Source organism: Actinomycetospora chiangmaiensis DSM 45062 (assembly GCF_000379625.1).
Lineage (GTDB): Bacteria > Actinomycetota > Actinomycetes > Mycobacteriales > Pseudonocardiaceae > Actinomycetospora > Actinomycetospora chiangmaiensis.
The window spans coordinates 31,613-53,669 of the sequence record NZ_KB903221.1 but is presented as its reverse complement, the minus strand read 5'-3'; the positions used below and the strand labels follow the sequence as shown (position 1 = coordinate 53,669).

The 22,057-nt window shown below is 72.7% G+C and carries 21 protein-coding genes; 6 read left to right on the top strand and 15 right to left on the bottom strand.

Annotation, left to right across the window (positions count from 1 at the left end; all coding sequences use genetic code 11):
• Positions 1-2 precede the first annotated feature (2 nt).
• Complete coding sequence (locus tag A3CO_RS0109530; protein WP_157647315.1) at positions 3-1,037, top strand: hypothetical protein; 1,035 nt, start codon at positions 3-5, stop codon at positions 1,035-1,037.
• Positions 1,038-1,062: 25 nt separating this feature from the next.
• On the opposite strand, the gene A3CO_RS0109525 is transcribed toward A3CO_RS0109530, so the two are convergent.
• The 6 genes from A3CO_RS0109525 to A3CO_RS37940 form a co-directional block, all read right to left on the bottom strand.
• Entirely contained in the window at positions 1,063-1,908 is an 846-nt protein-coding gene (locus A3CO_RS0109525) for a hypothetical protein (protein WP_018332016.1), read from the bottom strand.
• Entirely contained in the window at positions 1,905-2,552 is a 648-nt protein-coding gene (locus A3CO_RS0109520) for a hypothetical protein (RefSeq protein WP_018332015.1), read from the bottom strand. The genes A3CO_RS0109525 and A3CO_RS0109520 overlap by 4 nt, the downstream gene beginning before the upstream one ends.
• A 79-nt stretch (positions 2,553-2,631) precedes the next feature.
• On the bottom strand, positions 2,632-2,889 hold the full coding sequence (locus A3CO_RS0109515; protein ID WP_018332014.1) for a carbohydrate kinase family protein: 258 nt from the start codon (positions 2,887-2,889) through the stop codon (positions 2,632-2,634).
• Complete coding sequence (locus tag A3CO_RS37945; RefSeq protein WP_018332013.1) at positions 2,886-3,047, bottom strand: hypothetical protein; 162 nt, start codon at positions 3,045-3,047, stop codon at positions 2,886-2,888. Before A3CO_RS37945 ends, A3CO_RS0109515 begins: the two co-directional genes overlap by 4 nt.
• 32 nt (positions 3,048-3,079) lie before the next feature.
• Positions 3,080-4,039, bottom strand: a complete 960-nt coding sequence (locus A3CO_RS0109505; RefSeq protein ID WP_018332012.1) for a hypothetical protein — start codon at positions 4,037-4,039, stop codon at positions 3,080-3,082.
• Complete coding sequence (locus A3CO_RS37940; protein WP_157647312.1) at positions 4,039-4,188, bottom strand: hypothetical protein; 150 nt, start codon at positions 4,186-4,188, stop codon at positions 4,039-4,041. The genes A3CO_RS0109505 and A3CO_RS37940 overlap by 1 nt, the downstream gene beginning before the upstream one ends.
• Positions 4,189-4,509: 321 nt before the next feature.
• Between A3CO_RS37940 and A3CO_RS35570 the strand changes: the two genes are divergently transcribed.
• The 3 genes from A3CO_RS35570 (at position 4,510) to A3CO_RS0109490 (ending at position 9,208) form a co-directional block, all read left to right on the top strand.
• Positions 4,510-6,057, top strand: a complete 1,548-nt coding sequence (locus A3CO_RS35570) for a serine/threonine-protein kinase (RefSeq protein ID WP_018332011.1) — start codon at positions 4,510-4,512, stop codon at positions 6,055-6,057.
• A 533-nt stretch (positions 6,058-6,590) separates the two neighbouring features.
• On the top strand, positions 6,591-7,331 hold the full coding sequence (locus A3CO_RS35565; protein ID WP_018332010.1) for a hypothetical protein: 741 nt from the start codon (positions 6,591-6,593) through the stop codon (positions 7,329-7,331).
• 296 nt (positions 7,332-7,627) lie between these two features.
• Entirely contained in the window at positions 7,628-9,208 is a 1,581-nt protein-coding gene (locus tag A3CO_RS0109490) for a hypothetical protein (protein ID WP_018332009.1), read from the top strand.
• Here the strand turns inward: A3CO_RS0109490 and A3CO_RS0109485 are convergent, their stop codons facing one another.
• From A3CO_RS0109485 to A3CO_RS0109455, 7 genes are all read right to left on the bottom strand, one after another.
• Positions 9,209-9,484, bottom strand: coding sequence for a hypothetical protein (locus tag A3CO_RS0109485; RefSeq protein ID WP_018332008.1), 276 nt, complete (start codon positions 9,482-9,484; stop codon positions 9,209-9,211). It lies immediately after the preceding gene.
• Between the two features lie 55 nt (positions 9,485-9,539).
• Positions 9,540-10,313 (bottom strand): hypothetical protein, encoded by a 774-nt coding sequence (locus A3CO_RS0109480; protein ID WP_018332007.1) that lies wholly within the window; start codon positions 10,311-10,313, stop codon positions 9,540-9,542.
• Positions 10,310-12,682 (bottom strand): FHA domain-containing protein, encoded by a 2,373-nt coding sequence (locus A3CO_RS0109475; RefSeq protein WP_018332006.1) that lies wholly within the window; start codon positions 12,680-12,682, stop codon positions 10,310-10,312. The genes A3CO_RS0109480 and A3CO_RS0109475 overlap by 4 nt, the downstream gene beginning before the upstream one ends.
• A 54-nt stretch (positions 12,683-12,736) precedes the next feature.
• Positions 12,737-13,732 (bottom strand): hypothetical protein, encoded by a 996-nt coding sequence (locus A3CO_RS0109470; RefSeq protein ID WP_026204444.1) that lies wholly within the window; start codon positions 13,730-13,732, stop codon positions 12,737-12,739.
• Positions 13,733-13,818: 86 nt separating this feature from the next.
• On the bottom strand, positions 13,819-15,162 hold the full coding sequence (locus tag A3CO_RS35560) for a protein kinase domain-containing protein (protein WP_018332004.1): 1,344 nt from the start codon (positions 15,160-15,162) through the stop codon (positions 13,819-13,821).
• A 190-nt stretch (positions 15,163-15,352) separates the two neighbouring features.
• Positions 15,353-16,279 carry a CHAP domain-containing protein gene (locus tag A3CO_RS35555; protein WP_018332003.1) on the bottom strand — a complete coding sequence of 309 codons (927 nt, stop codon included), beginning with the start codon at positions 16,277-16,279 and terminating at the stop codon, positions 15,353-15,355.
• A 267-nt stretch (positions 16,280-16,546) separates the two neighbouring features.
• Positions 16,547-17,200, bottom strand: a complete 654-nt coding sequence (locus A3CO_RS0109455) for a DUF2690 domain-containing protein (RefSeq protein WP_018332002.1) — start codon at positions 17,198-17,200, stop codon at positions 16,547-16,549.
• A 188-nt stretch (positions 17,201-17,388) separates the two neighbouring features.
• On the opposite strand from A3CO_RS0109455, the gene A3CO_RS35550 reads away from it, so the two are divergent.
• A complete protein-coding gene (locus tag A3CO_RS35550) occupies positions 17,389-19,467 on the top strand; it encodes a protein kinase domain-containing protein (protein ID WP_051085901.1) in 2,079 nt (692 codons plus the stop codon).
• Between the two features lie 44 nt (positions 19,468-19,511).
• Positions 19,512-19,754, top strand: coding sequence for an AbrB/MazE/SpoVT family DNA-binding domain-containing protein (locus A3CO_RS0109445; protein ID WP_026204443.1), 243 nt, complete (start codon positions 19,512-19,514; stop codon positions 19,752-19,754).
• A 369-nt stretch (positions 19,755-20,123) separates the two neighbouring features.
• Here the strand turns inward: A3CO_RS0109445 and A3CO_RS0109440 are convergent, their stop codons facing one another.
• Both A3CO_RS0109440 and A3CO_RS0109435 read right to left on the bottom strand, forming a co-directional pair.
• Positions 20,124-21,296, bottom strand: a complete 1,173-nt coding sequence (locus tag A3CO_RS0109440; RefSeq protein ID WP_157647306.1) for a hypothetical protein — start codon at positions 21,294-21,296, stop codon at positions 20,124-20,126.
• Positions 21,297-21,433: 137 nt separating this feature from the next.
• Positions 21,434-21,691, bottom strand: a complete 258-nt coding sequence (locus tag A3CO_RS0109435) for a hypothetical protein (protein WP_018331999.1) — start codon at positions 21,689-21,691, stop codon at positions 21,434-21,436.
• Between the last annotated feature and the right edge of the window lie 366 nt (positions 21,692-22,057).

The following is a 22,057-nucleotide window of genomic DNA, read 5'->3' as shown; positions in this document are numbered from 1 at the left end:
GCGTGGACGAGTGCCCGCCGAATTCCCGGCCATGTTCCCCCCAGGGCTTCACAGTCAGTGAAGCTGACCTGAAGATACGCACGGGGGCGTTGACGAAGACAGTGCTGGGGGGCACGCACGTGGACGTAATTGCGACATCATCGATCCAACCGGGCGAGATCCTGCTCGTGACCCGGCATCCGACGAATGCACTCGCCGCGTTGATCGTGGAACTGGACCGGTCGCCGAGCATGTTCTCGCACGCCGGCGTGGCGGACGAGTACGGCCGGATCGTCAGCTCGTATCCGTATTACCAGCCGGATGACTTCTTCGACCTCGGCGGGCTGCGCCACGACCCGTTCGAGCACTTCTGGGACGAGGGACAGCGGATCCACCGCCTGCGGCTGCCGGACGGAGTGACGGCCGACGGCCCGGCGAGGCGGCTCCGCGACTATCCCGAGGACCGGGAGGGCGCCTTCGGGTTCGCCAAGGTGGTCATCGTCGCCGCTGCCCTGCACGCCCTGCTGCCGGAGAACGTGCTGGAGCCGAGGGCGGAGTACGAGGTCGTGATGCGGGCCGTGGACGCGGGCGTGGCCTGGCAGTCCGACGACGACTTCTACTGCGCCGAATTCGTCGCCCACCTCTACGGCCGCCCCTTCACGCTCGGCGCGCTCCGGCCGCCGTCAAATGTCGACGACGACGACGGGTGCCCACCGGAGCGTGGCCCGACGGGCCTCACCCTCGCCGCGGTGCGGATCGGGTCGACCTGGGTCTCGCTGTTCGCGACGACGGAGCAACGCCGGAAACTGCGCGCGCTGAAGACGGCCGTGTGGAAGTACGACCCCGCGTTCTTCGTCGAAGGCATCGACGTGGTGTTCGGGGACGAGCCCATGCATCACGACTCCCTCGCCCGACGCACGGAGAGATCGCGGCTGCAGGACGACCTGGTCGTGCCGCCGGCGCTGGTGACCCCGCGGATGCTGGAGATGTGGGGCCGCGGCACCGACATGCTGGAGGGGTCGCCTCCATCCGAACAGCGGGAGGGCCGGCTGCCGTGATCGGACCCGACCTCTCGACCGCCCGTCATCGAGACCCTGTGGGCGTGCTCGGCGACCCGCTGCCGGTGGTGGAGCGGACTCGCCGTATCGCGTCCGCGGTGTCCGGCTCGATCACGCGGATCCCCAGCCACCTCCCCTGGGCGACGCGCGCGAGGTAGTCGGTCGCGCCCTGGTCCTGCCGGACGTGGTCCTCGGTGATGTCGGTGTAGGGGATGCGCCAGACGGCGGGCTCCTGGGCGTGCCGGGGCCAGCCGGCGAGCCACAGGTCGGTCGTGGTCATGGCGAATACGACCCGCCCGAGGACGGCGTCCCCCGGCGTGATCCAGGCGCCTTCCACGGCGCCCGTGATCGTGCAGCGCTCGACGTCGAGGGCCTTCCCCAGCGCATCGGCGACGACTGTGTTCTCCGCCCACGCCTTCTCGGCGTAGACCCGCCGCTCGGCCGTTTCCGACGGGTTCACCACCGTCCCGCCGAAGCGCGGTCGCAGGTGCAGGGCCTGCTCCTCGGCGGTGGCCCCGACGACGGCGATCAGATCGGCGACCTCCCGGGGCGCGGTCCAGTGCGCGAGCGTGCGGCTCTCGACGTCGAGGTCGTAGCCGTCGCCCTCGCGGAACAGATAGAGCGAGCCGAGCCGGAACTGCGTGGCCTGCAACGCCACGTACTCGAACAGGTCAGGGCGGCCGCGGAGGTTCTGCAGCACCGCGGCGCGGATGTTCACGACGAGGAGGTCGTCGACGCGCTCGACGGCCACCGTCACCGACGTGCGCCCCCACGGCACGATGATGACTCCGACCGGATTCGCGTAGACGTGGTCGTACCGCTCGCGTGCCGCGGCGTAGATCGACCCGCGGAGGTCGTCGACGTCGGTCATCCGCTCTCCCGGACGAAGCGGGTGATCGCCCGGTCCTGGATCTCCCACCAGCCGAGCAGGATGACCAGGCCGGTGTCGCCGGTGAGCGTGAACGGGATGCCGTGGCGGCGGTCGAGGTCGCGGTCGATCAGGACGGCGAGCATGCCGACGGCGTCGATGACGCTGCGGATCAACCGCCACGCCGTCGGTCCCTGGAACACCTGGTTGCCCTTGATCTCCCGCTCGCACATCACCGCCGCGTCGCCGTCGTCCTCGATGACGTAGCACCCGGACTGCGGCACCGACGAGCGCCACATCCCGACCCGCCGGTGCAGGTCGAGGGTCGGAGTCACCTTCACCCGAGCCGCGGAGAAGGCACTGAACGTCCAGTCGTCCTCCTCGCCCCACAGGACGAGGCCGGTCTTCGCCGCTCCGGTCTCGTAGAACCAGTGCCCGTCGATGTGGGCGGCGGTGAAGGTGTCGCCCTGAGCCCGGCGCGACTCCCCGAACACCTCCAGGAGGGCGACGACGTCCGACCTGGTCATGGGCGTCGTATCCGACCCGGCCGGCTCGGCAGCCGCGGCGGTGTCGGCTGCGGCAGCGGTGGCGGCCAGCTGGGCGTAGGCCCGTCGGACCGCGGCGCCGGACTCCTCGACCGTGCTCACGGGCGGCCGCTCCGGGGTCGGGCGTCGGGGAAGTGCAGGACGGTCATCCGGTCCCTCCGGACGACGACGTCGGCGGGAGTCACGAGACCCCCATGAGGGCGCCGAGGGTCTTGTGCGGGGTCTCCTGGCAGCCGTAGACGACGTTGGCCAGGCCCATCGGCCCCTTGAAGGCGTCCCCGTGCGTCTTCGCGGCGAGGGTCTCCACGGCCGTCTCCTGAGTCTGTTCGCTCATGTTCAGGAAGTCGCTGCACGTCGTCGAGGCGTCGGCCCCTCCGCACCCGGCCGTCGCGAGGACCAGCAGCCCCGCGAGGACGGGCCCGATCCACCGGCGGCTCACGCGGCGACCTGCGGTGAGCGGGAGAGGGTCGCGGCGAGCACGTCCTGCCGGCTGCCGGCGACCTCGAGGTCGACGCCCTGCCGGGCGACGATCGTGTTGTAGATGCTGTAGGCCGTCCCCACGACGATGAAGAGGACGAGCACGACGATGAAGGCCACGGACTATCGGTCCTTTCGGAGGTGTCGGCGGATCAGGCGGGCATCGCGCGGCGGAGTCCGCGCCCGCCGTCGTCGTAGTGGTCGCTCTTCCACATGGAGAGCGGCCGTTCCGGGCGGGCGAGGTAGCCCCCGGTCCGCGCGGAGTCGAGCAGCACGCTTCGGATCAGGAGCGGGAAGAAGGCCGCCACGGGGCCGATCCCGTCGTCGAACGAACTCCACTCCCGCATGACGCGCGTCGGCCATCCCGGCAGGTCGCGATCGTCGACCGGGCGCCCAGCGGCCGCCAGGAACCGCTGCTCGGCTGCGGGCCCGTGATTCGCCGCGATGTACCGCAGCGCCTTGTTGTGCAGTTGCATGCCGAACCGTTCGTGGATCGAGCGCAGGTTGAACGGCGTGACCGCGTGTCCGGCGTGGCGCAGCGTGTCCGCGTAGAAGGCGTCGTCGATCTCGATGCCGGCCGGGCCGATCCGGACACGGGGGTCGGGTGTGACCTCGGGGCTGTCCGCCCACAGGTCGATGACGGCACAGATGAGCTTGGCCGTCTCCACCGAGCGCGGACCGGCACTGACCGTCCGTCCGCCGCCCCGGATCTCGACCCACGGCAGCGCGTTCGGACCGGTCGACAGGATTCTCGTGGTCGCTCCGACGTGCGGGATCTCCACCGGCACCCCGTCGCCGTAGAAGAGCGTGCGGCCCTGGGTGATCGCGAGCAGCCCCTGGTGCGGGAAGTCGTCGGCGTGGACGACCAGGAGCAGGGACTCGCCGTGTCGCTCCAGGACCTCCAGGATGCGGCCGGTGTGCGAGCGCGCGGCGGCGTCGGCGGCCCGCTGTGATCGCCAGTCCGGCACGGTCCGGAGGACCGCCGCGATCGTCGGGTGCAGCGGGTCGGCCGCCGCGGCGGCCTCGTACGCGTGTCGCTTGCCGGCGTTCCGGCTCCTGACGCAGACGACGATCGCCGCGACGGCGAGCACGAGGAGCGCGAACACGGCCATCAGTTGCGCCAGCCCTTGCCGTCGCAGGCGACGCAGTGACCCTTGCCGCGGCACGAGTCGCAGCTCGACGTGATCACGCCGCCGCGCTTCCCGCTGCCGCGGCAGAAACTGCAGACACGCTTCCCGTTGCAGACGCGACAGGTCGCCATGGATTCCTCCAGGGGTTCGAGATCCGATGCCGGTGATCACCGATCACGGCGCGGCACTTGATAGCGGGTCGAGATCCCAACGCACGGTTAACCCGGCCTATCGCCGGTCCGACCTGGGACGACGGCCTATGGCGGCGGCCTACGGCACCCGTCCGCCTCGTAACGATCTCTGCGTTCCCGCTGTCGGAGGAAACGCTAGGGCTCCGGTCGGACGACACCCATCCCCGAGCTCGGGGGTGGCATTCCCCGGCTGTCACATCTGAGGTGTCCGGAGCGATCTGCGGTCGGAGGACGCGTGGTGCAGCTGGGAGGAAGCACGGGATGACGACGAGTGCGGGCGCCACCGGCGCGACGGCGGGTTCGACGCCGGCGGGCTACGAGCTCGGGCGGATGCTCAACCGGGGCGGGTCGGGCAGCGTGCACGAGGCACGGCAGGTCTCGACCGGCCGGTGGGTGGCGCTCAAGCTGCTCGACGTCCAGGTCACCGGACCGGAGGTGCACCGGCGCTTCGACCGGGAGCGGCAGGCGATGGGGGAGCTCGCCGGCCACCCGAACATCGTGTCGATCCTCGACGCGGGGGTTCACGACGGCAGGCCCTGGCTCGCGATGGATCTGTGCCCCGGCGGCTCGCTGGCCGACCTCGGCCGGCCGTTGCAGCCCGCGGAGGCGGTCTCGATCCTGCACGCGGTGGCGTCCGCGCTCGCCGTCACGCACGCGCGCGGCGTGCTGCACTGCGACATCAAGCCCGGCAACATCCTGGTCACCGCCTACGGGCGGCCGGCGCTGTCCGACTTCGGAATCGCCCGCCTGACCTTGGAGAGCCAGGGGTCGCGCATCGGCGGCTACACACTCGACCACGTGCCGCCGGAGGTCCTGCGCGGCGAGCGCCCGTCCGACCGCGGCGACGTCTGGTCGCTCGGCACCACGCTCTGGCAGCTCCTCGCCGGACGCCCGCCGTTCCGCTCCGCCGACGACGTCTCCGCACCCGCCGTCATGCAGCGCATCGACCGCGACCCGCTCCCGGCGCTCGGGCGACACGATCTCCCGCCCGGGGTGGAGTCGATGCTCCGCGCGATGACCGCGAAGAACCCGGCCGACCGCCCCTCCGCGGCCGACGTGGCACACCACGCGGCGGGCATCGCGCACGGTGCGGGACTCCCGCTCGAGGTCGGACTCCCGGTCTCGCAGCGCACCACACTCCCGCCCCGCACCGAGGAACCGGCTCGCCCGCTGTCCTCGACGAGCACGGTGCTCGGTCCGGTGCCGACCGGGCCGCCTGCTCCGGAGCCCGCCGACCCGCCGTCGGGAAGGACGACCTTGACGAAGGAGGAGAAGGCTCGCCGCCGACGTCGCCGGACGCGGTTCGCGGGCGCGATGCTCGTCCTGCTCCTCGTCGCCTTCGGCGGCGGCGCCTACGTGGGCTGGCGCTACCTACCGCCGCGGCAGGACGCGAGCCCCGCAGTCGCAGCTCCGGCCTCTCCGTCGACCCCGGCGAGTGCCGCTCCCGTCGCCGCCGGACCGGCCGCGCCCGCGCCCGCCTCGCCGACGCAGCCGACGATCGCGCTGAAGCTGCTGTGCACCCTCAAGACCCCGACGACGTGCCTCGGGGGCGGCCACTCGCAGTCCTACTCCTCGGAGGTCACCACCCTGTCGGGCCAGCAGCTCGACGACGGCTGCTTCGACTACCTGACCGTCACGGGCCCCAACGGCGTGGTCAAGCAGGACTCGTTCGCCTGCAACTCCGGCAACCCCATCTACCTCAACCAGAACCAGCCGCTCCCCGACGGCCAGTACCGGATCGACGAGCGCGCCCAGACGCAGGACGGGCAGACCGCGCTGGCGTCGCTGACCTTCTCGGTGCGTTCGTGACGACGGATCCTGCCGCCTGCCGTCGATGACGAAGGCGATGGACAGAAAGTGCACAGCCGACGCACCGATCTGATCGTGAACAATTCCGCCTCGCCCACTCGTTGTCGCCAGCCGGCCCTCTCCCGGCATTCCACGTGCTCGGGTGCGTCACATTCCGCCGACGCGCGGCGATCAGAGGATGACGTGCGGGGGCGCCCGTCGGAGTGGGAGGGACGACGATGACCATCACCAACGCCGTGTCGGGATTCTGTGCGTCCTGCGGCTGCCCGCGACGCGACGGCACGATGTTCTGCACGCAATGCGGATCGGCCTTTCCGACGCTGCCCGCGCCGCGCCCTGTGCCCTCCGTGCCGCTCCCCGCCGTCGGGCCGCCGTCCTTCCCCGTCGGACCCAGGTCCTTCCCCTCCGGGCCCTCGCCGGAGCCGGCGCCCGCCGCGAGCGCTCCGCCGCCCCACCGTCCGCCGTTCGCGGGTGCACCGCCCCGAGGTGAACCGCTCCGAGGTGCACCAGCCCGAGGTGGCCCGCCGCCGACGTTGACGGCCCCGGCCGCCCGGCCGGCGCCGCCCACGGCGTACGCCGCGAACGCCCACCCGGCGAACCCGTACTCCGCGAACCCGTACTCCGCGAACCCGTACTCCGCGAACAGCTACTCCGCGGCCCCGCGATCGGCTCCGATTCCGTCCGTCGCCGCCGCGACGCCCTGGTTCGCCCGCCCGGTCATCGCGGTCGCTGCCGTCCTCGTGGCGCTCCTCGCCGTCGGGGGTGGCTCCTACCTCCTGCTGCGTAGCCCCTCGACGACCACCGTCGCGACGGCGCCGACCTCGGTCACGTCCGTCGGGGACGCGGTCCAGCCGTCGGCGGCCGCCGCCGGGACATCGGGTGCGACGGCCGATCCTCACGCCCAGCTGCAGTCGCTTGCTAACGCCGACTCGGCGGCCGTCGAGGGGTTCGTCGGGTCGTGGATCCCGCAGTTGTCGTCGAAGCGGCCGGGCCTCGTCGCCGACGGACAGACGTGGGACGACGCAGCGATCCTCGCGGAGCACCAGTCGCTGCGGAGCGCCCACCCCGAGGCCCGGGTGCTGTGGACCGGCGACTTCGCGAACTACGCCGGCCGCAACTTCTGGGCCACGGTGGTCGGGGTACCGATGCCCACCGCGGCCGCGGCCAACGCCTGGTGCGACAGGGCGGGCCTCGACGCCGACCACTGCTACGCGGTTCGCCTCACCCACACCGGCGGACCCGAGGGCAACGCCGTGATGCGGCCGCACGGATGAGCGCCCCGGTCACCTGTCCCCGGTGCGCGCGGGTCGCCGCTGCGGGAGACCGGTTCTGCGGCGGTTGCGGCGCCAGGTCGATCCCGGCCGCCCCCCTCACCAGGGCCGTTAACGCCGCCTTCGACGCGGGCGACGCCCCGACCGTGCCCCTCCGCCTGCCCCGACACGCGCATCCGGGCGCCGAGCAGGTGCAGCGATCGCGCCACCTCGCTCCGCCGCCTCCACCCGCAGCGGGACCCTCGCCGACAGAACTCGCCGCCGAGGCGGCCACACCGCTGCCCCTCCCTGCGTGGTCGGTGGCCGCCCTGGCCGCAGCCACCGCCCTCGTCCAACTCATCACGGCGTTCGTCGGGTTCCCCACCGCGTCGGTGGCCGGGGCCGACTGGTCCACGATGGCCGTCGCCACCCTCCCCGCCTTCGGCATCGCCGCGGGCGCCGGCGCAATCGCGATGGCGGCCTCACGGCGAACGGTCTCGACGGCCGCGTCTGCGCTGGTCCTGGGGCTGGCCGTGCTGACCGCGGGTCTCGCGTCGTCCCCCGACACCTCGCCCGGACCCGTCGTCGGGATGCTGGCCGTGGCCATGGCGAGCCTGACGGTGATCGACGCGCGCTTCGCGCTGTCCGGTGGGGCGATCGAGGTCCCACTCGCCTGGTGGTGGACCGGCGGTTGCGGGGCGGCCGCCCTGTACGAGCTCGTCATCTCGCACGAGGTCGACGGCGGTACCGCGGGCGAGATCGTCGCCGGGGTCCTCTTCCTCCTCCTGAGCCTCGCGGGCGGGATCTGCGCGTCCGAGCTGCGCAGTGGTCGGGCCGCCCCCCGCTGGACGGTGGTGATCGGGCTGCCGGTCGCCCTGATAGCCGCAGGAGCCGGAGACATCGGGAGCCACGTCGTGTGGCCACTCCTCGTGGTCCATGGCGTGCTCGCGGCGCTCGTCGTCCGACCCCTCGTACCGGCCCTGTCGCCGACGGGTGACGCAGTCACCGGCGCACGGGACCGTCTCCTCGCGCTCTCGCCCGCCGTTCGCCTCGGGATCGCGGGCGGCCTCGTCGTCCTCACCGGGCTGGTCCTCGCGGCGGCCCGGTGGACGAGCACGGCGACGTCGTCGTCGGGCTACTACTCCTCGGACGACTACAGCAGCACCGGGTCGTTCTCCGGCGGGACCGCCGCGGTCGTCATCGTCGGGGTGCTCGCCCTCGGCGCCGTCTTCACCCCGACCATGACACCCCTGTGGCGGACCGGGCTCGTCGCGAGCGGCGGGTTCGCGATGTGGCTGGGCTGGCACGACACCAACACGCTGCACGACGGCGAGTCGACGCTCCTCTGGACCGTCGCCGCCCCGCTGGTCATCGTGGGCAGCGCCGTCTGGGGAGCGTGGACCAACCGGCGGACCGGGGCGACCGCGACACGACCGGGCTGGGTGGGAGAAGGCACCCTGCCGCCGATGCTCGAACTGCCCTTCGTCGCGCCCCCGACCGCGGGTGCGCGGAGCCGGACCTGCCTCGAGGTCTCGACGACGGCCTCGACGGAGGCCGTGCTCGACGCCGTCGTCCGCATGACGGGCGTGCGCGGCAACTGGTTCCGCACCTACGGCGACGAGGTCGAGGTGGTCGGGCGCAGCGCGCATCTGATCAAGCTCAAGATCGGCGGCACGTGCACGTTCCGCGCCCAGATCGCCGCAGGCGCCCGGAACGAGCTGCGGGTCGGCGGGATGGACACCTGGACCAAGAGTCGCTGGACCCTCGACTTCATCATCCCGATCTCGCCGGCCAAGGTGGAAGGCTTCCGGATGTACAAGCTCTACCTGCGCGCCGTGGCCTCGGAGATCGCCCGCCTCGATCCCGCGTCGCTTGCCCGGATCGGGAAGGCGACCGGCTGATCAGCGGTCGAGGGCGCGAATGAGCAGGTCCTTCATCTCGGCGACGGAGTCCTCGAGGGACCGCACCCTGGTGTTGGTGTCCACGGTGGCGCTCTCGACCGCGGTCAGTCGGGTCTCGACCGCCGTCAGCGAGCCGTCGACGTCCCCCGCGCGCGCCGTGAGGTCGCGCTGGTTCGCGCCGAGGGCGTTGACCGCTGCCAGGACGGCGCGGTAGTCGACGCGCTCCGCCTCGAGCGCCGCGATCCGAGCTTCGAGCTCGGCCATCGGTGCGGTCATGCCGTGACGGTATCCCGCGGAGACGGCTCTGGGGTCGCGTTCGCAGCAGAGGCCCTCACGACACCCACCACTGCTCCTCCTGGCGGCGCAGCCACTCCGCATCGTCGAACAGCCGAAGGTGTGCCCGCGTGACCGCGTTCGCCACGACGAGCAGGTCCGCCATCCCGGCCGAGGACAGGCGTGTGCCGCGCTCGGCCAGGCCGCCGCGCACGATCTTGACCCGCAGTGCCTTGAGGTGTTCGTGCACGCGGCCCGACAGGCGGGCCCGCACCTGGTCGTCGGTGTCGTACTGACGCAGGAGGTGCCAGCTGTTGGTCGCCTCGAGGATCTCGCGGGTCAGTTCCGGGACGGCGGGTGGGGGCGTGGTCGAGGTCGGCTGCAGCAGCCGCCGGCGGCAGAGCATGAGCGCGGTGAGGAACTCCTTGGTCTCCGTCCGCAGTCGGAGCGGCTCGTGCGTCGCGGTGGTCAGGACGACGGGTCCGGCGTCCGCCGTCGCCGCGCCGTCGACCACGACCGTCACCGCGAACGACGACGACCCCCACGCCGGGCCGCTGATCTCCGCGCGGCCGAAGGTGAGGACGTAGCCGCCGCACGACCCGGCGGCGAGCCGCGACACGGACCCGTCGACGGCGACGATCAACCCGTGCGTGCTGCTCAGGTTCGAGATCACGACGCCGGTCCCGCTCCACCCGATGCGCACCGCACGCCGGGACAGCCGGGCCTCGTCAGGGAAGGGCAGGGCGCAGCCGGGGTCGCGACCCAGGACGAGCGACCCGCCGTCGGGGAGGATCGTGGTGCGCCCGTCGCGGGCGAGGACGCGCGCGGTCATCGGCGCTGCGGGTCGAGGCGGCGCAGCAGCCACCAGGTGGCGGCCACGTACAGGGCGGTCACGACGCCGAGCGCGGCGAGGTCGCCGAGCCAGGCGCCGGCGGCGTGGTCCCAGAGATGGTCCGGCGCCGGATAGAAGGTGTGCGACCCGGTCGGCAGGCCGATCGTCGCTGCGCCGGCGGCGAAGCCCCAGCGGGCGGGCACGAGCCACGCGAGCTGGCCCAGCCCGGGGCGCCCGCCGATCTGCAGCAGGGCGCTGGAGAGGATGAACTGCAGCATCGCGAGCAGGACCAGCAGGGGCATCCCGCGGTCGGCGTTGTCGATGAGGGCCGAGACGGCGAGCCCGACGGCCATGCTCGCGAGGGTGAGCACGACGAGGGCCACGACGATCTCGACGACGGGTGACCCGAGCAGCACGGCGGCGTCCGGCGGCGGCCGACCGATCGTGCCCAAGACGCCCAGCACGACCGCCTGCAACCCGACGATCACGCCCAGGATGACGAGCTTCGACGCCAGGTACGCGCCGCGGGAGAGCCCGATGGCTCGTTCCCGACGATAGATCTCGCGTTCCTTCACGAGCTCGCGGATGGATGCGGCCGATCCCATCAGCGCGGCCCCGACCACCAGCACCAGCCACAGGCTGTTCGGGGCGCCCGCGGCGCCGTGCTGCTGCTCGACGATCGACAGCCCGGCGTCCCCGGGCAGGGCGTGGGCGAGCAGGCTCAGCACGAGCGGCAGCGCGGCCATGAAGATCAGGTACTGCCGGTCGGCGGCGATGACGGCCAGGTAACGCCGTCCGAGCACCGAGAGCTGGCGCCACACCGACTGCTGGCGGGCGGCGGCCGCGCCGACCGTGGAGCCGAGGTGCACGGTCTTCCCGGGGACCTCGTCGGCGCGTCCGACGTAGCGGGAGTACGCAGGCGAACGGCGGAACCGCTCGCCCCAGTCGTCGCGCTCCTGGAGCAGGAGGAACACGTCGGCGAAGTCGGTCCGACCGAAGTAGGCGAGGGCCTCGTCGGGCGGCCCGAAGTACGCGACCTGGCCGCCGGGCGCGAGCAGGAGGAGTCGGTCGCAGAGGTCGAGGTTGGCGACGCTGTGGGTGACCACGACGACCGTGCGTCCGTCGTCGGCGAGCCCGCGCAGGGTGCGCATCACCGACTTGTCGAGGCCGGGGTCGAGACCGGACGTCGGCTCGTCGAGGAACAACAGTGAGGGGCGGGTGAGCAGCTCGAGCGCGACCGAGGTGCGCTTGCGCTGGCCGCCGGACAGCGTGTGGATCGGCTGGTCGGCCTGCCCGGAGAGCCCGAGCTCGGCGATCACCTCGTCGATGCGCGCGGCGCGCTCCACGGGGCCGACGTCGTCGGGGAAACGCAGCTCGGCGGCGTAGCGCAGTGCGCGGCGCACCGTCAGCTGCGGGTGCAGGATGTCGTCCTGCGGGACGAGCCCGATGCGGGCGCGCAGCTCGTCGTACTCGGCGTACAGGTCGCGGCCCGCGTACTCGACCCGCCCCTCGTCGGCGGGCCGGAACCCCGTGAGCGCCTTCAGCAGCGTCGACTTGCCCGCGCCGCTGGGCCCGACGACGGCGAGCAGGCTCTTCGACTCCAGCGCGAACCCGACGTCGTCCAGGAGCTGCTTGCCCTTCGCCGTCCGCACGACGATGCCCTCGGCCCGGAACCCGATCTCGCCGGCGTCGACCCGCTCGACCAGCCGGTCGCCCTCGAGGTGCAGCAGGGCGTGCCCGATTCCGACGACGTCGGCCGGCCCGATCCGCTGCGGCTGCCGGATGCGCTGCCCGTTGACGAACGTGCCGTTCGCGCTGCCGAGGTCGACGAGCACCCACTGGTCGCCGTGCCGCTGCAGCTCCGCGTGGTTCCGGCTCGCGAGCAGGTCGGCGATGACGACGTCGTTGCGCTCGTCGCGCCCGATCCGCAGCCGGTGCGGGGTGGTCCGGAGGTCGTGGACCGCGGAGAACTTCCCCTGCTTGCCCGAGCGCTGCGCCGCCATCGACACGTTCCCGACGACGGGTGGCGTCGGTCGGGCCGCGGGGCGCGGCCGGACGAGGAACTCGACGAGCGGGGCGTCGGACTCGCTGCCGAGGTGCACGGCGGTGGGGGAGTGCAGGGTCTGGCGACCCAGCGGGCGTCCGCCGACGAACGAGCCGTTGCGGCTGACGTCGGTGACCTCCCAGGTGGTGCCCGCGGGCCGGACGACGAGGTGGCGGCGGGAGACCTGCGGGCCGAGGACCTGCAGGTCGCAGGTCTCGTCGCGGCCGATGACGAACTCGGCGCCCGGCCGGACGATCCGCTGGTGCCCCGCGGCGCGGATCTCGAGCACGGTCGTGGTGGGTCCGGCGTCGTCGAGCTGAGTCATGAAGTCCCCCTGGGCATCCGAGTCGGGACGACTCGGATGCGGCACAGTGCTCTTCTATCCGACGGGCGTGGTGTCGGGGTTCGTGGTGATGGAGTGGTCGTCCTGCGCGTTGTGGGAATCCCGGACCACTTCGTGGTCGTCGTGGCTGGGACCCGACCCCTCACCGACGACGCCGGTCGGAGCCGCAGCAGTCGCCTGACCGGACAATTGAGGGGCGGTCGTCTTCGTGCCGTTCGCGGTGGGAGGAACAACCGCCGGGGCGATGGCACCCGGAGCTGCGACGACGGCGCCGCCTGCCGGGGTTGCCGCCCCACGAGAGGCCGAGCCGCCAGCGGAGCCGATCTGCGTTCCTGGAGGCGGCGGGAGCTGCGGGTTCGCGGGGTCCGCGAGGGCGAGGAGCGGTCCGTCGACCTTCGACCCGTCGCAGCTCGGGATCGACTGTCGGTCGGGGACGTGCACGTAGAGCATCGAGACGAAGAGGCCGTCCGTGGTCTTCAACCAGGTCGCGGTGGAGACGTCGCCCTTGTGGACGACATCGCCGGTCTGGCCGCACGACAGCGCCAGACGGGAACCGCGCATGGCGGTGTCCCGGGAGTTCGCCGGGTCGACCTTGCTGTCCGCGCGCAGGTTGACGCCCGCGTTACCCACGTCGTACACGACACCGGTCCAGCTCATGGGCGTCATGGAGGCGACCGCGTTGGTTCCGGCGGCACCGCCGACCCACCACATCACCGCGCTGAAGAGCACGAACACCTGGAGTGCTGCGAGCACGCCGACGAGGGCCCACCGCAGCGACGAGCGCGTGCCGAGACGCGGGCCCTTCGGCGGGGCCGTCGGCCGGTCGACCAGCGAGGTCTGCGCGTCCGGCGCGATCGGTCCACTGGGCGGGCCAGGCGGCCTCGGCAGCGGCGGCATCGGGAATGGGCCGCTCGGGCGGGATCCCGGCGGGCCGGACCAACTGGACGCGCCCTGCGTCGGGATGCCGGACTGCGGCGTGCCTCGGCCGACGAACTGACCGCCGGTCTGCGGGCCGTCCTTCGCGAGCGTCATCGATCCCCCTGTGTGCACCCTGCGTGATGGGTCACGGAGCGCACATCGCTACGTCATCTGTTCGAGTTACACACCTTGAGGCGCTATTACTGCGCGACGATGTCGAATCGGACCTGATCGCCGGTAACGGACGTGACCGTCGCGCGCAGTGACTGCGTGCCGCCGCTGCCCGTCGCGGTGCAGACCACCGAGGCACCGACCGTCGCGGGCAGCGAGTCCGGGCACCTCACCTGGCCCGGCGCGAGTCCCGACTGCTGCACGATCTGGCCCGCGACGGCCTCCGCCGAGACGTGGGGGGTCCGCAGCACGAAGTACCAGAGGGCGCCGCCGGCGATCAGCACGAGCGCCGCGAGCACCGCCCCGATCGCCCAGACCTTCCGCTTCCCCGTCGTCTCCGGGAGCGAGTCCGATCGAGGACGGGCAGGAGGGGCCACCCGCGGCGGCGGTGCCGGCATCGGACCGTGGCCGACCGGCGGGGCGACGACGAGAGGCCGGCGCGGCGGCGTGAGTGGCGCCCGCCGCACGTCGGGTGTCAGTAACGGGCCACTGACCCGCAGCGGCGGGGTCCCTGCGGGACGTTCCGGCACCGCCTCGTACGTCCGGGCCTCGGTCACCGACCCGATCCGGTCCACCACGGCCCGAGCCGCCGCAGCGAGCTCCCCGGCCGAGCCGAACCTGTCGTCGGGAAGCTTGGCGAGAGCCCGGAGGACGACGTCGTCGAGTTCGCCGGGGACCGACGGCACGAGGGTCGACGGGCGGGGCGGGGGGTCGTTGAGGTGGCTCAGCATGACGGCGGTCCGCTCGCCGACGAAGGGCGGACGCCCGACCAGCGCCTCGAACAGGACGCAGCCGAGGGCGTAGACGTCGAGGCGTTGGTCGAACGGTTCGGCGCGGAGCTGCTCGGGCGCCATGTACGACGGCGTGCCGAGCGATGAGCCCGTGGCCGTGAGACGCGGGGAGGTGGCCGCGGCCCGCACGTGGACGATGCCGAAGTCGGCGAGATAGACGAAGTCGCGCGCCGTGAGCAGGACGTTCGACGGCTTGACGTCGCGGTGGACGAGGCCGGCGACGTGGGCGGAGTCGAGCGCGTCGGCCACGCCCTCGACGATCGCGACCGCGCGTTCGGCGGGCAGCCGTCCTTCGGCCTTCACGAGCGCGCCGAGGTCCTGACCGCGCACGAGGCGCATGTCGATGAACATCTGCCCGTCGATGACGCCGAAGTCGTGGATCGGCACCACGTGCGGCGAGTCGAGGCGCGCGGCGATGCGGGACTCGCGACGGAATCGTTCGCGGACGTCGGGGTCGTCCTGGTCGCCGGCGAGGAGCCGTTTGAGGGCCACGGTGCGTTCGCGGACGGTGTCGAAGGCCTCGTGGACCTCGCCCATCCCGCCGCGTCCCAGTCGCGGTCCGACCCGGTACGGGCCGAACATCCCTGGGTCCGCGGGCTCAGACACGCGGCCAGCGAGCCGTCGACGTCGCTCCTGCCCGGTCCACCATCACGCCCCCGATCGTCGGCCGACCGCCCGGCGCGGTCCTGCCTTCGATCGCGGTCCCCGACCGGGCCGTTACGGCGCGAACCGCCGTCGGGAAGGTGTTCCCGACGGCGGTTCGCGGTGGCGATCAGCAGGGACGGACGCCTGGCACGACGACGTTGGCGTTCTGGCCGTCGTTCACGTAGTGGGCGTTGAGCCAGCCCGTGTTCCCCCGGCCCGGCGCGTTCGGCCTGGTCAGGTTGGTGCTGTAGTACCAGAGCCGGTCGTTGTAGCGGCCGATCGACTCGCCCCACCCGTAGCAGCGGAGCTGGACGCGGTCACCGTTGTAGACGCCGTAGCCGTTAAGCCGCGGGCCGGAGACGTTCGGGTTGTCCCGGAACCAGACGCCGTCGGGCGGGGTCTCCGAGGTGTTCATGACGGAGTAGACCGGCTGGTTCCCGACGGGCGTGGGAGTCGGGGTCGGGGTCGTGCCTCCGGAGCCGGTGAAGTGGATGAAGGCATTGGGCCAGGCCGGCGAGCCGGCGGCGATGACCCAGCGGTTGGCCTTGTTGACGCCGTACATGTCGTCGGTGAGCTCGATCGTGTTGCCTCGAACCGCCTCGACGTAGGCGACGTGGCCTGCGCCGCCACTCCACTGCGCGATCGAGCCGACCGTGGGCGTCCCGTCGACCGGGATCCTGGCGTTGCGGGCCTTCGTGGCCCACCCCGAGGCGTTGTCGTACCAGCTGGGCTTCGGGACGCCGTTGCGCGCGAGCCGGAACGCCACATAGGTCGTGCAGTTGTGGAGTCGTCCGGCCGCGTCGCGCGAGCCGTACCGGGTGTAGTAGCCCCACGGCTCGCTACCGGTGTAGCCGCCGGAGGTGCAGGAGTAATCGGACCGGGAGCAGACGGTCGTCACTCCCTTGGCGCCGTAGGACGGGCCGGCCGCGAGGGCGTCACCGCTGCTCGTGAACGCGATGGTGGTGGGGATCCCGACGAGCAGCGCGAGCGCGGCGACGATCGCGCCGATGCGCTGGCGTGGGGTCAGTCGGAGACGGTGTCGGCCAGTGGCCACGTGGTGGTGCCTCTCATCAGGGGAGGGGCGTGGGTGCTCCGGACGGAGACCCCGGTTCCCCCCGAACCAGAGCGGGTCGCGCGGCGTCGCCACCCCGACGACGATCACCGAACGAACACGGGGAGTGATATCGATCCGTGGAAGGTCACGGCGAGGAAACGGCTTATGGGCTCCAGAGCCCGTCCTACCCGGCCTACGGCATGATCACGGCGGCCTATCGCCGACCGTGACTACGTAACGTTGCCTTCCGCTTACCTGGGTGGACGATCAGGAGCCGGACGTCCACCCCGTCGCGACGCTCGCGAGGTCGGCGCCGGGCCGTGGAACCGCCACCGCGCGGACGGCGGAGGCGTCGAGCATCGGCGTCGTGCCGTAGCCGAGCCGAGGGTGTCCGGCCACCGGGTCGACCGGGCTGGCCTGCCGCCGGCCGTCGCGGCTCTCGATCGCAACGCCGTCCACCGGCGCGGTCGTGTCGACCGCGTAGCGGGCCCAGGCCGCGCCGCAGGAGGGCGAGGCCCGCACCTCGAGCGTGCCCACCGGCAGCTCGATGCCGTGCCGCACCGCCGTGATCACCTGCCCGGCGACGGTGCGGGCGTCGTCCTGGCAGCCGAGCGCGGTCGGGTCGAGTCCCACGCAGGTCGCGCCGCTGCAGTGCGCCGCGACGATCGGCGGCGCCGGCACCGGGGGGACCGGGACGGGCAGCGGCGCGGGCGCCGGGTGCAGCACCGCGAACGTCAGCCCGGCCGCGGCCGCGGCGGCGACCACCGCGCCGCCCAGCAACAGGACCCACCGTCGCCCGGCCCCGCGCGGCTCCTCCAGGTCGTGCGGAGTCGTCGGCGCCCACGACACGGTGCGCAGGTCGTCGGGCGAGGACCGGCGCGCGGCGGGAACGGCGGGGGTGGGGGTCGTCAGAGCCGGCATCGCGTCCTCCTGGGTTCCGAGCGGTCAGCTGGGATTCGGTGCGGTTCGCTGCGGAACGCTAGGAACACCGAGGCTCTGCACCCATCCCCGAGCTCGGGGGTGGCCGGGGCGGAACACGTCGTGATCCCTTGCACGTGATCGCCACCCGATGAAAGCTGTCGCACCGGACACGGACCGGGGGTGTCGGGGTGGCGGGGACCGAATTCGGCCGGTATCGGCTCGAGCGTCTGATCGGCTCGGGCGGTATGGGCGACGTCTACGAGGCGTTCGACAGCGAACGCGACCGGGTCGTGGCGCTGAAGCTGCTGCCGGAACTGTTCAGCGGCAACGAGGAGTTCCTTGCCCGCTTCCGTCGCGAGTCCCGGGTCGCGGCACGGCTGCGCGATCCGCACATCATCCCGATCCACGACTTCGGTGAGATCGACGGCCGCCTGTTCATCGACATGCGCCTCGTCGACGACGGCGCGACCATCGCCGACCTGCTGCGCGACGAGGGTGCGCTGCCGCCGGAGCGGGCGGTGCGCATCATCGGCCAGGTCGCGGAGGCCCTCGACGCCGCCCACGACGACGGCCTCATCCACCGCGACATCAAGCCCACGAACGTGCTGGTGGCGGGCCGCGACTTCGTCTACGTCGTCGACTTCGGGATCGCCCACGCCATCGGCCACACCGCGTCGGGCCTGACCATGTCCGGCTCGACGGTCGGGACGTTGGACTACATGGCGCCGGAACGCTTCTCGACCCGCGTGTTCGATCGCCGCACCGACGTCTACTCCCTCGCCTGCTTGTTCCACCAGTGCCTCACAGCGCGCACGCCGTTCCCCGGCACCGACCTGCCGTCGCTCATGTACGCGCACCTGAACCTCGACCCGCCCGTCCCGAGCGAGACCGATCCCGCCATCCCGACGAAGCTCGACGCGGTCATCGCCCGCGGGATGGCCAAGGACCCCGACGACCGCTTCCCGACGGCGGGTGCGCTCGCGGAGGCCGCCCGCGCGGCGGTCGGCGCGGTCCCGGCGGCACCGAACAAGGCCGATCGTCGCAACGGTGTGCCGACCCCGGCGCCCCCGACCATGCCCGATCCGGAGCGCACCGCCGTCGTCAGGACCCCGACGGCCGAGACCGAGGCGGGCCGGCCGTTCGTCGGGACTCCCACCGTCGTCGCCGCGCCCCCGCCATCGCAGCCGCCTCCGCCGCCCGAAGCCCTTCCCGACGACGGGTCGTCCCCGGCCCGCTCGCCACGCCGCCTGCTGCTCGTGGGCGCGGCCGTCGTGGCGGTGATCGCCGTGGTCGTGGGGGTGGTCGTGGCGACCCGCCCGGCCAGTGCCTCCCGCGCGTCCGTGGCGCCGGCGCCGCCCGCGGCGGTGTTCCCCGCAAGCCTGGCGGCCCCGGTCGTGACCGGTGCCGTGCCGACCCCACCCACGCCCGGCTTCGTCGCGGTCTCCTCCGACGGGCACACCGGCTACGTCGCCAACCGCGATCCTCGAGCAGTCACGATCATGGACCTGACGGCCGGCTCGGTCGTGGGCTCCATCCCGATGCCCTCGCCGCCCCGGTTCGTCACCCTCAGCCAGGACGGCTCGCGCGCCTTCGTCAGCTGCTACACGGACCAGGACACCGACAACGCCGTGGTCGTCGTCGACACCGCGACCCGCGCGATGGTCGCCACGGTCCCCGTCGACAAGCGCCCGTTCTCGCCGAAGCTCGCGCCGGACCTGCAGACGCTGTGGGTGCCGAGCCACGACACCGCGACGGTCGACGTCATCAGCCTGGCGTCGAACACGGTGACCCAGCGGATCGCGACCCAGCCCAACCCGCACTGGGTCACCTTCGCCAACGGACGCGCGTGGGTGGTCGACCACGAGTCGAACCTCGTGAGCGTCTACGCGCTCGACGGCACGCCCAAGGGCACCATCCCGGTCGGCCGCAGCCCGCACGCCGCCGCGGCCTCACCCGACAAGCACCGGCTCGCCGTCGTGGACTTCGACGGCGACGACGTGACGCTGATCGACACGACGACGGACCAGGTGGTGGGCACGGTCCCGGTCGGTCACCAGCCGCAGGATGTCGTCTACGCCCCCGATGGCCGGCACTTCTACACCGTCGACGACGGCGGCAACACGATCACCACCGTCGACGTCGCGACCGGGAAGGCGACCTCCACGATCCCGGTGTGCGGGTCGCCGACGAGTATGGCGATCTCCGGACGTCAGGCGTGGGTGAGCTGTCTCGACGACGCCCGGTTGCAGACGCTCACGATCGCCTGACCCGCCGCTGTGGGATCGTGGCTGAGCGGTGGTACAGGGGTGACATGAGTGGGACGTACGCGGTGTCGATGGGCGATCGCGGACGCCTCGCCGTGCCGGCCGAGCTCCGTGAGCACCTGGGGTTGACGGCCGGATCGCCGCTGCTGTTGGTCGAGACCGAGGCAGGCATCGTGGTGACGACCCGCGAGCGTGCCCGCGACCTCGTGCGCCGTCAGCTGCAGGGCGAGGACCTCGTCGGGGAGCTCCTGGCAGAGCGTCGGGCCGCGGCGGTCGAGGAGGAGAGCTGAACCTCTTCGACTCCTCGGCTCTCCTCTGTTTCCTGCAGGGGGAGGAGGCGCTGGCCGAGGGTGATCGACGCAGCGCCGTCAACTGGTCGGAGGCCGCGCAGACGATCCGCGGACGATCAGCCGACTGGACCTTGGCCCGGGGGGTCCTGCCGAGCTTCGGCATCGTCGTCGAGCCCGTGACCATCGAGGACGCCGAGCTCGCTGCGCGGCTGTGGCACGTCGGCGGTGGACGCTCGTTGGCCGACCGTCCCTGCCTGGCCACGGCTGAACGACTGGACGCGGCCGTCTGGACCGCCGATGCCGCCTGGGGAGCGAAGGGCGGGTCCGGCAGGTCCGCTGACTCGGCAGGGCCGTTCGCGGGCCGACCCCTCAGGACCGGAGCTTCGCGAGCTTCTCCTTGACCCACGTCACGGCGACGATCGGGCCGAGAGCGATGAGCCCACCCAGCGCCGCGATCATCTTGCCGTGGTCCTGCCCGGCGAAGGCGGCGTCGCACTCCGGGGTGTCGCGCACGATGGAGATCGAACGCCCGGGGACGACGGTGCAGGCCTTGGCCGCCGCGTCGTAGGTGGAGGCCTCCGAGAGCCCGGCGACGGCGACGACGATCCCGACGACGAGCGTGATCCAGAACCACCACGGCACGATGCGGAGGAGCTCGACGACGGCGGGCGTCGGCGCGCCCGTCGTCGTGGTGCGCTCCGACGACACGTGATCCAGCAGGCCGCGCACACTGTCCCGCATCGACACGAGGCCGGGGAGCGGCTCCTCTCCGGCCGCCACCCGAGCGGGACCGGGGAGGAAGAGCAGGGCGACGACGCCGAGGGCCAGGCCGACGCACAGCCACCCCGCGGCGTCGCCGACGCCCGAGGAGGCCACGGCGATGAGGCCGAGCACGGCGGCCACGGTCGTGATGATGCGCGAAATGCGAGCGGGCTCCACGGCGTAGCGGGCTGCGACCAGGCCGACGCCGGCAAGCAGGGAACCCACGATGCTCCCGAGGCCGCCCGAGCCGGTCGAGGAGGCCAGCTCGACGGCCTCCCGGAGCGCGAGAACGACGAACCCCACGCCGGCCACGGGGCCCACGAGCCGGGCGGCGGCCAGCGGATCGTGGTCCGACCCCGTGGACGCCAGTGCTACCGCCCCGACGGCCACGACGACGCCGCCCAGGCCGGCCAGGATGCCGAGGCCCTCGCCCGTGGCGGACGCGAGGGCGGCGATCAGCGCCGCGCCGGCGACGACGCCACCGAGCGCAGCGGCCTCACGCGCCTCGATGAGAACCGCGCGCATCGCCAGCCCGACGAGGACGGTGACGCCGAGGAGGATCACGCCGCCGAGCAGGCCCGCGGCCACCGTCCCGCTCGAGGACAGGCCCGCGAACGCCGAGTACAGGGCGGCCAAGCCGATCGCGGCGAGCCCGCCGATGAGCAGCCAGGGCAGCCACACCGGTGTGGCCGACGCCGTGCTCGCCATCGGCGACGACGCCGGGGCGTCGGGCTCGGGGGCGCGGTGGCGATGGCGCGGCAGGGCGATCGGCTCGGTCACCGGCTCGACGGGAGCGGCGGCCGTCGGCGTCGGGTCGACCTCGCGGCCGGACCCACAGACTCCGCAGAGCCGGTCGTGTCGTCCGAGGACCGCCCAGCACTGACGGCACGACGCGGGCGGCCCCGCCTGGGTCGCCGTCACTTCGAGCTGGCCACGAGGTAGACGATCGCCCCGATCGGGATGAGATACGTGAACCAGTTGCTCACCCAGTAGCTGCGGCGCGTTAGGAGGATGTAGACGCCGTACAGCGCCCACGCGACAGCCGCGGCGACGACCCAACCTCGGTCCGGCATCGGCGGGTCGCGGACGGCGATGACCGCGATGGTGATCCCGGAGAGCACGGTCAGGAGCCCGTTGATCAGACGCATCGTCAGGCTGATCCCGGACAGCACCACGCTGCCCGCCCCGCGTCGGGGCGGCTCGACGGGCTGTGCAGCCTCTCCGAAGGCCGGTTCGACAGACCGCGGTGGTTGGAGGGGGCGCTGCGGGTCAACAGGCGGGCTCGGCTCGGCCGTCACCAGCGCTTGCCTGATGCGCACGGTGGCCTCAGCGGTCGGAGGCGGGACGGCCTGGAGCGTTCCGACCGATCGTGGCGCCACGGGTTCCGCACCGCGCGCGGCCACCGGCGTGGTCCGCTGCGTCATCGCGGAGACCGGCGGGCCCGGTCGCGGGGGCCGTGGGAGGCCGCAGCCGCCACAGAAACGATCCTCGGCGCCGACGCGAGCGGCGCAGCGCGGGCAGGCGAAGAGAATGGTCACGGA

Coding starts and splice junctions, on each gene's coding strand:
- A3CO_RS0109525 (WP_018332016.1), bottom strand. CDS start 1,908: ATGACCGACGTCGACGACCTCCGCGGGTCGATCTACGCCGCGGCACGC.
- A3CO_RS0109505 (WP_018332012.1), bottom strand. CDS start 4,039: ATGGCCGTGTTCGCGCTCCTCGTGCTCGCCGTCGCGGCGATCGTCGTC.
- A3CO_RS37940 (WP_157647312.1), bottom strand. CDS start 4,188: ATGGCGACCTGTCGCGTCTGCAACGGGAAGCGTGTCTGCAGTTTCTGC.
- A3CO_RS35570 (WP_018332011.1), top strand. CDS start 4,510: ATGACGACGAGTGCGGGCGCCACCGGCGCGACGGCGGGTTCGACGCCG.
- A3CO_RS0109485 (WP_018332008.1), bottom strand. CDS start 9,484: ATGACCGCACCGATGGCCGAGCTCGAAGCTCGGATCGCGGCGCTCGAG.
- A3CO_RS0109480 (WP_018332007.1), bottom strand. CDS start 10,313: ATGACCGCGCGCGTCCTCGCCCGCGACGGGCGCACCACGATCCTCCCC.
- A3CO_RS0109475 (WP_018332006.1), bottom strand. CDS start 12,682: ATGACTCAGCTCGACGACGCCGGACCCACCACGACCGTGCTCGAGATC.
- A3CO_RS0109470 (WP_026204444.1), bottom strand. CDS start 13,732: ATGACGCTCGCGAAGGACGGCCCGCAGACCGGCGGTCAGTTCGTCGGC.
- A3CO_RS35560 (WP_018332004.1), bottom strand. CDS start 15,162: ATGTTCGGCCCGTACCGGGTCGGACCGCGACTGGGACGCGGCGGGATG.
- A3CO_RS0109455 (WP_018332002.1), bottom strand. CDS start 17,200: ATGCCGGCTCTGACGACCCCCACCCCCGCCGTTCCCGCCGCGCGCCGG.
- A3CO_RS0109445 (WP_026204443.1), top strand. CDS start 19,512: ATGAGTGGGACGTACGCGGTGTCGATGGGCGATCGCGGACGCCTCGCC.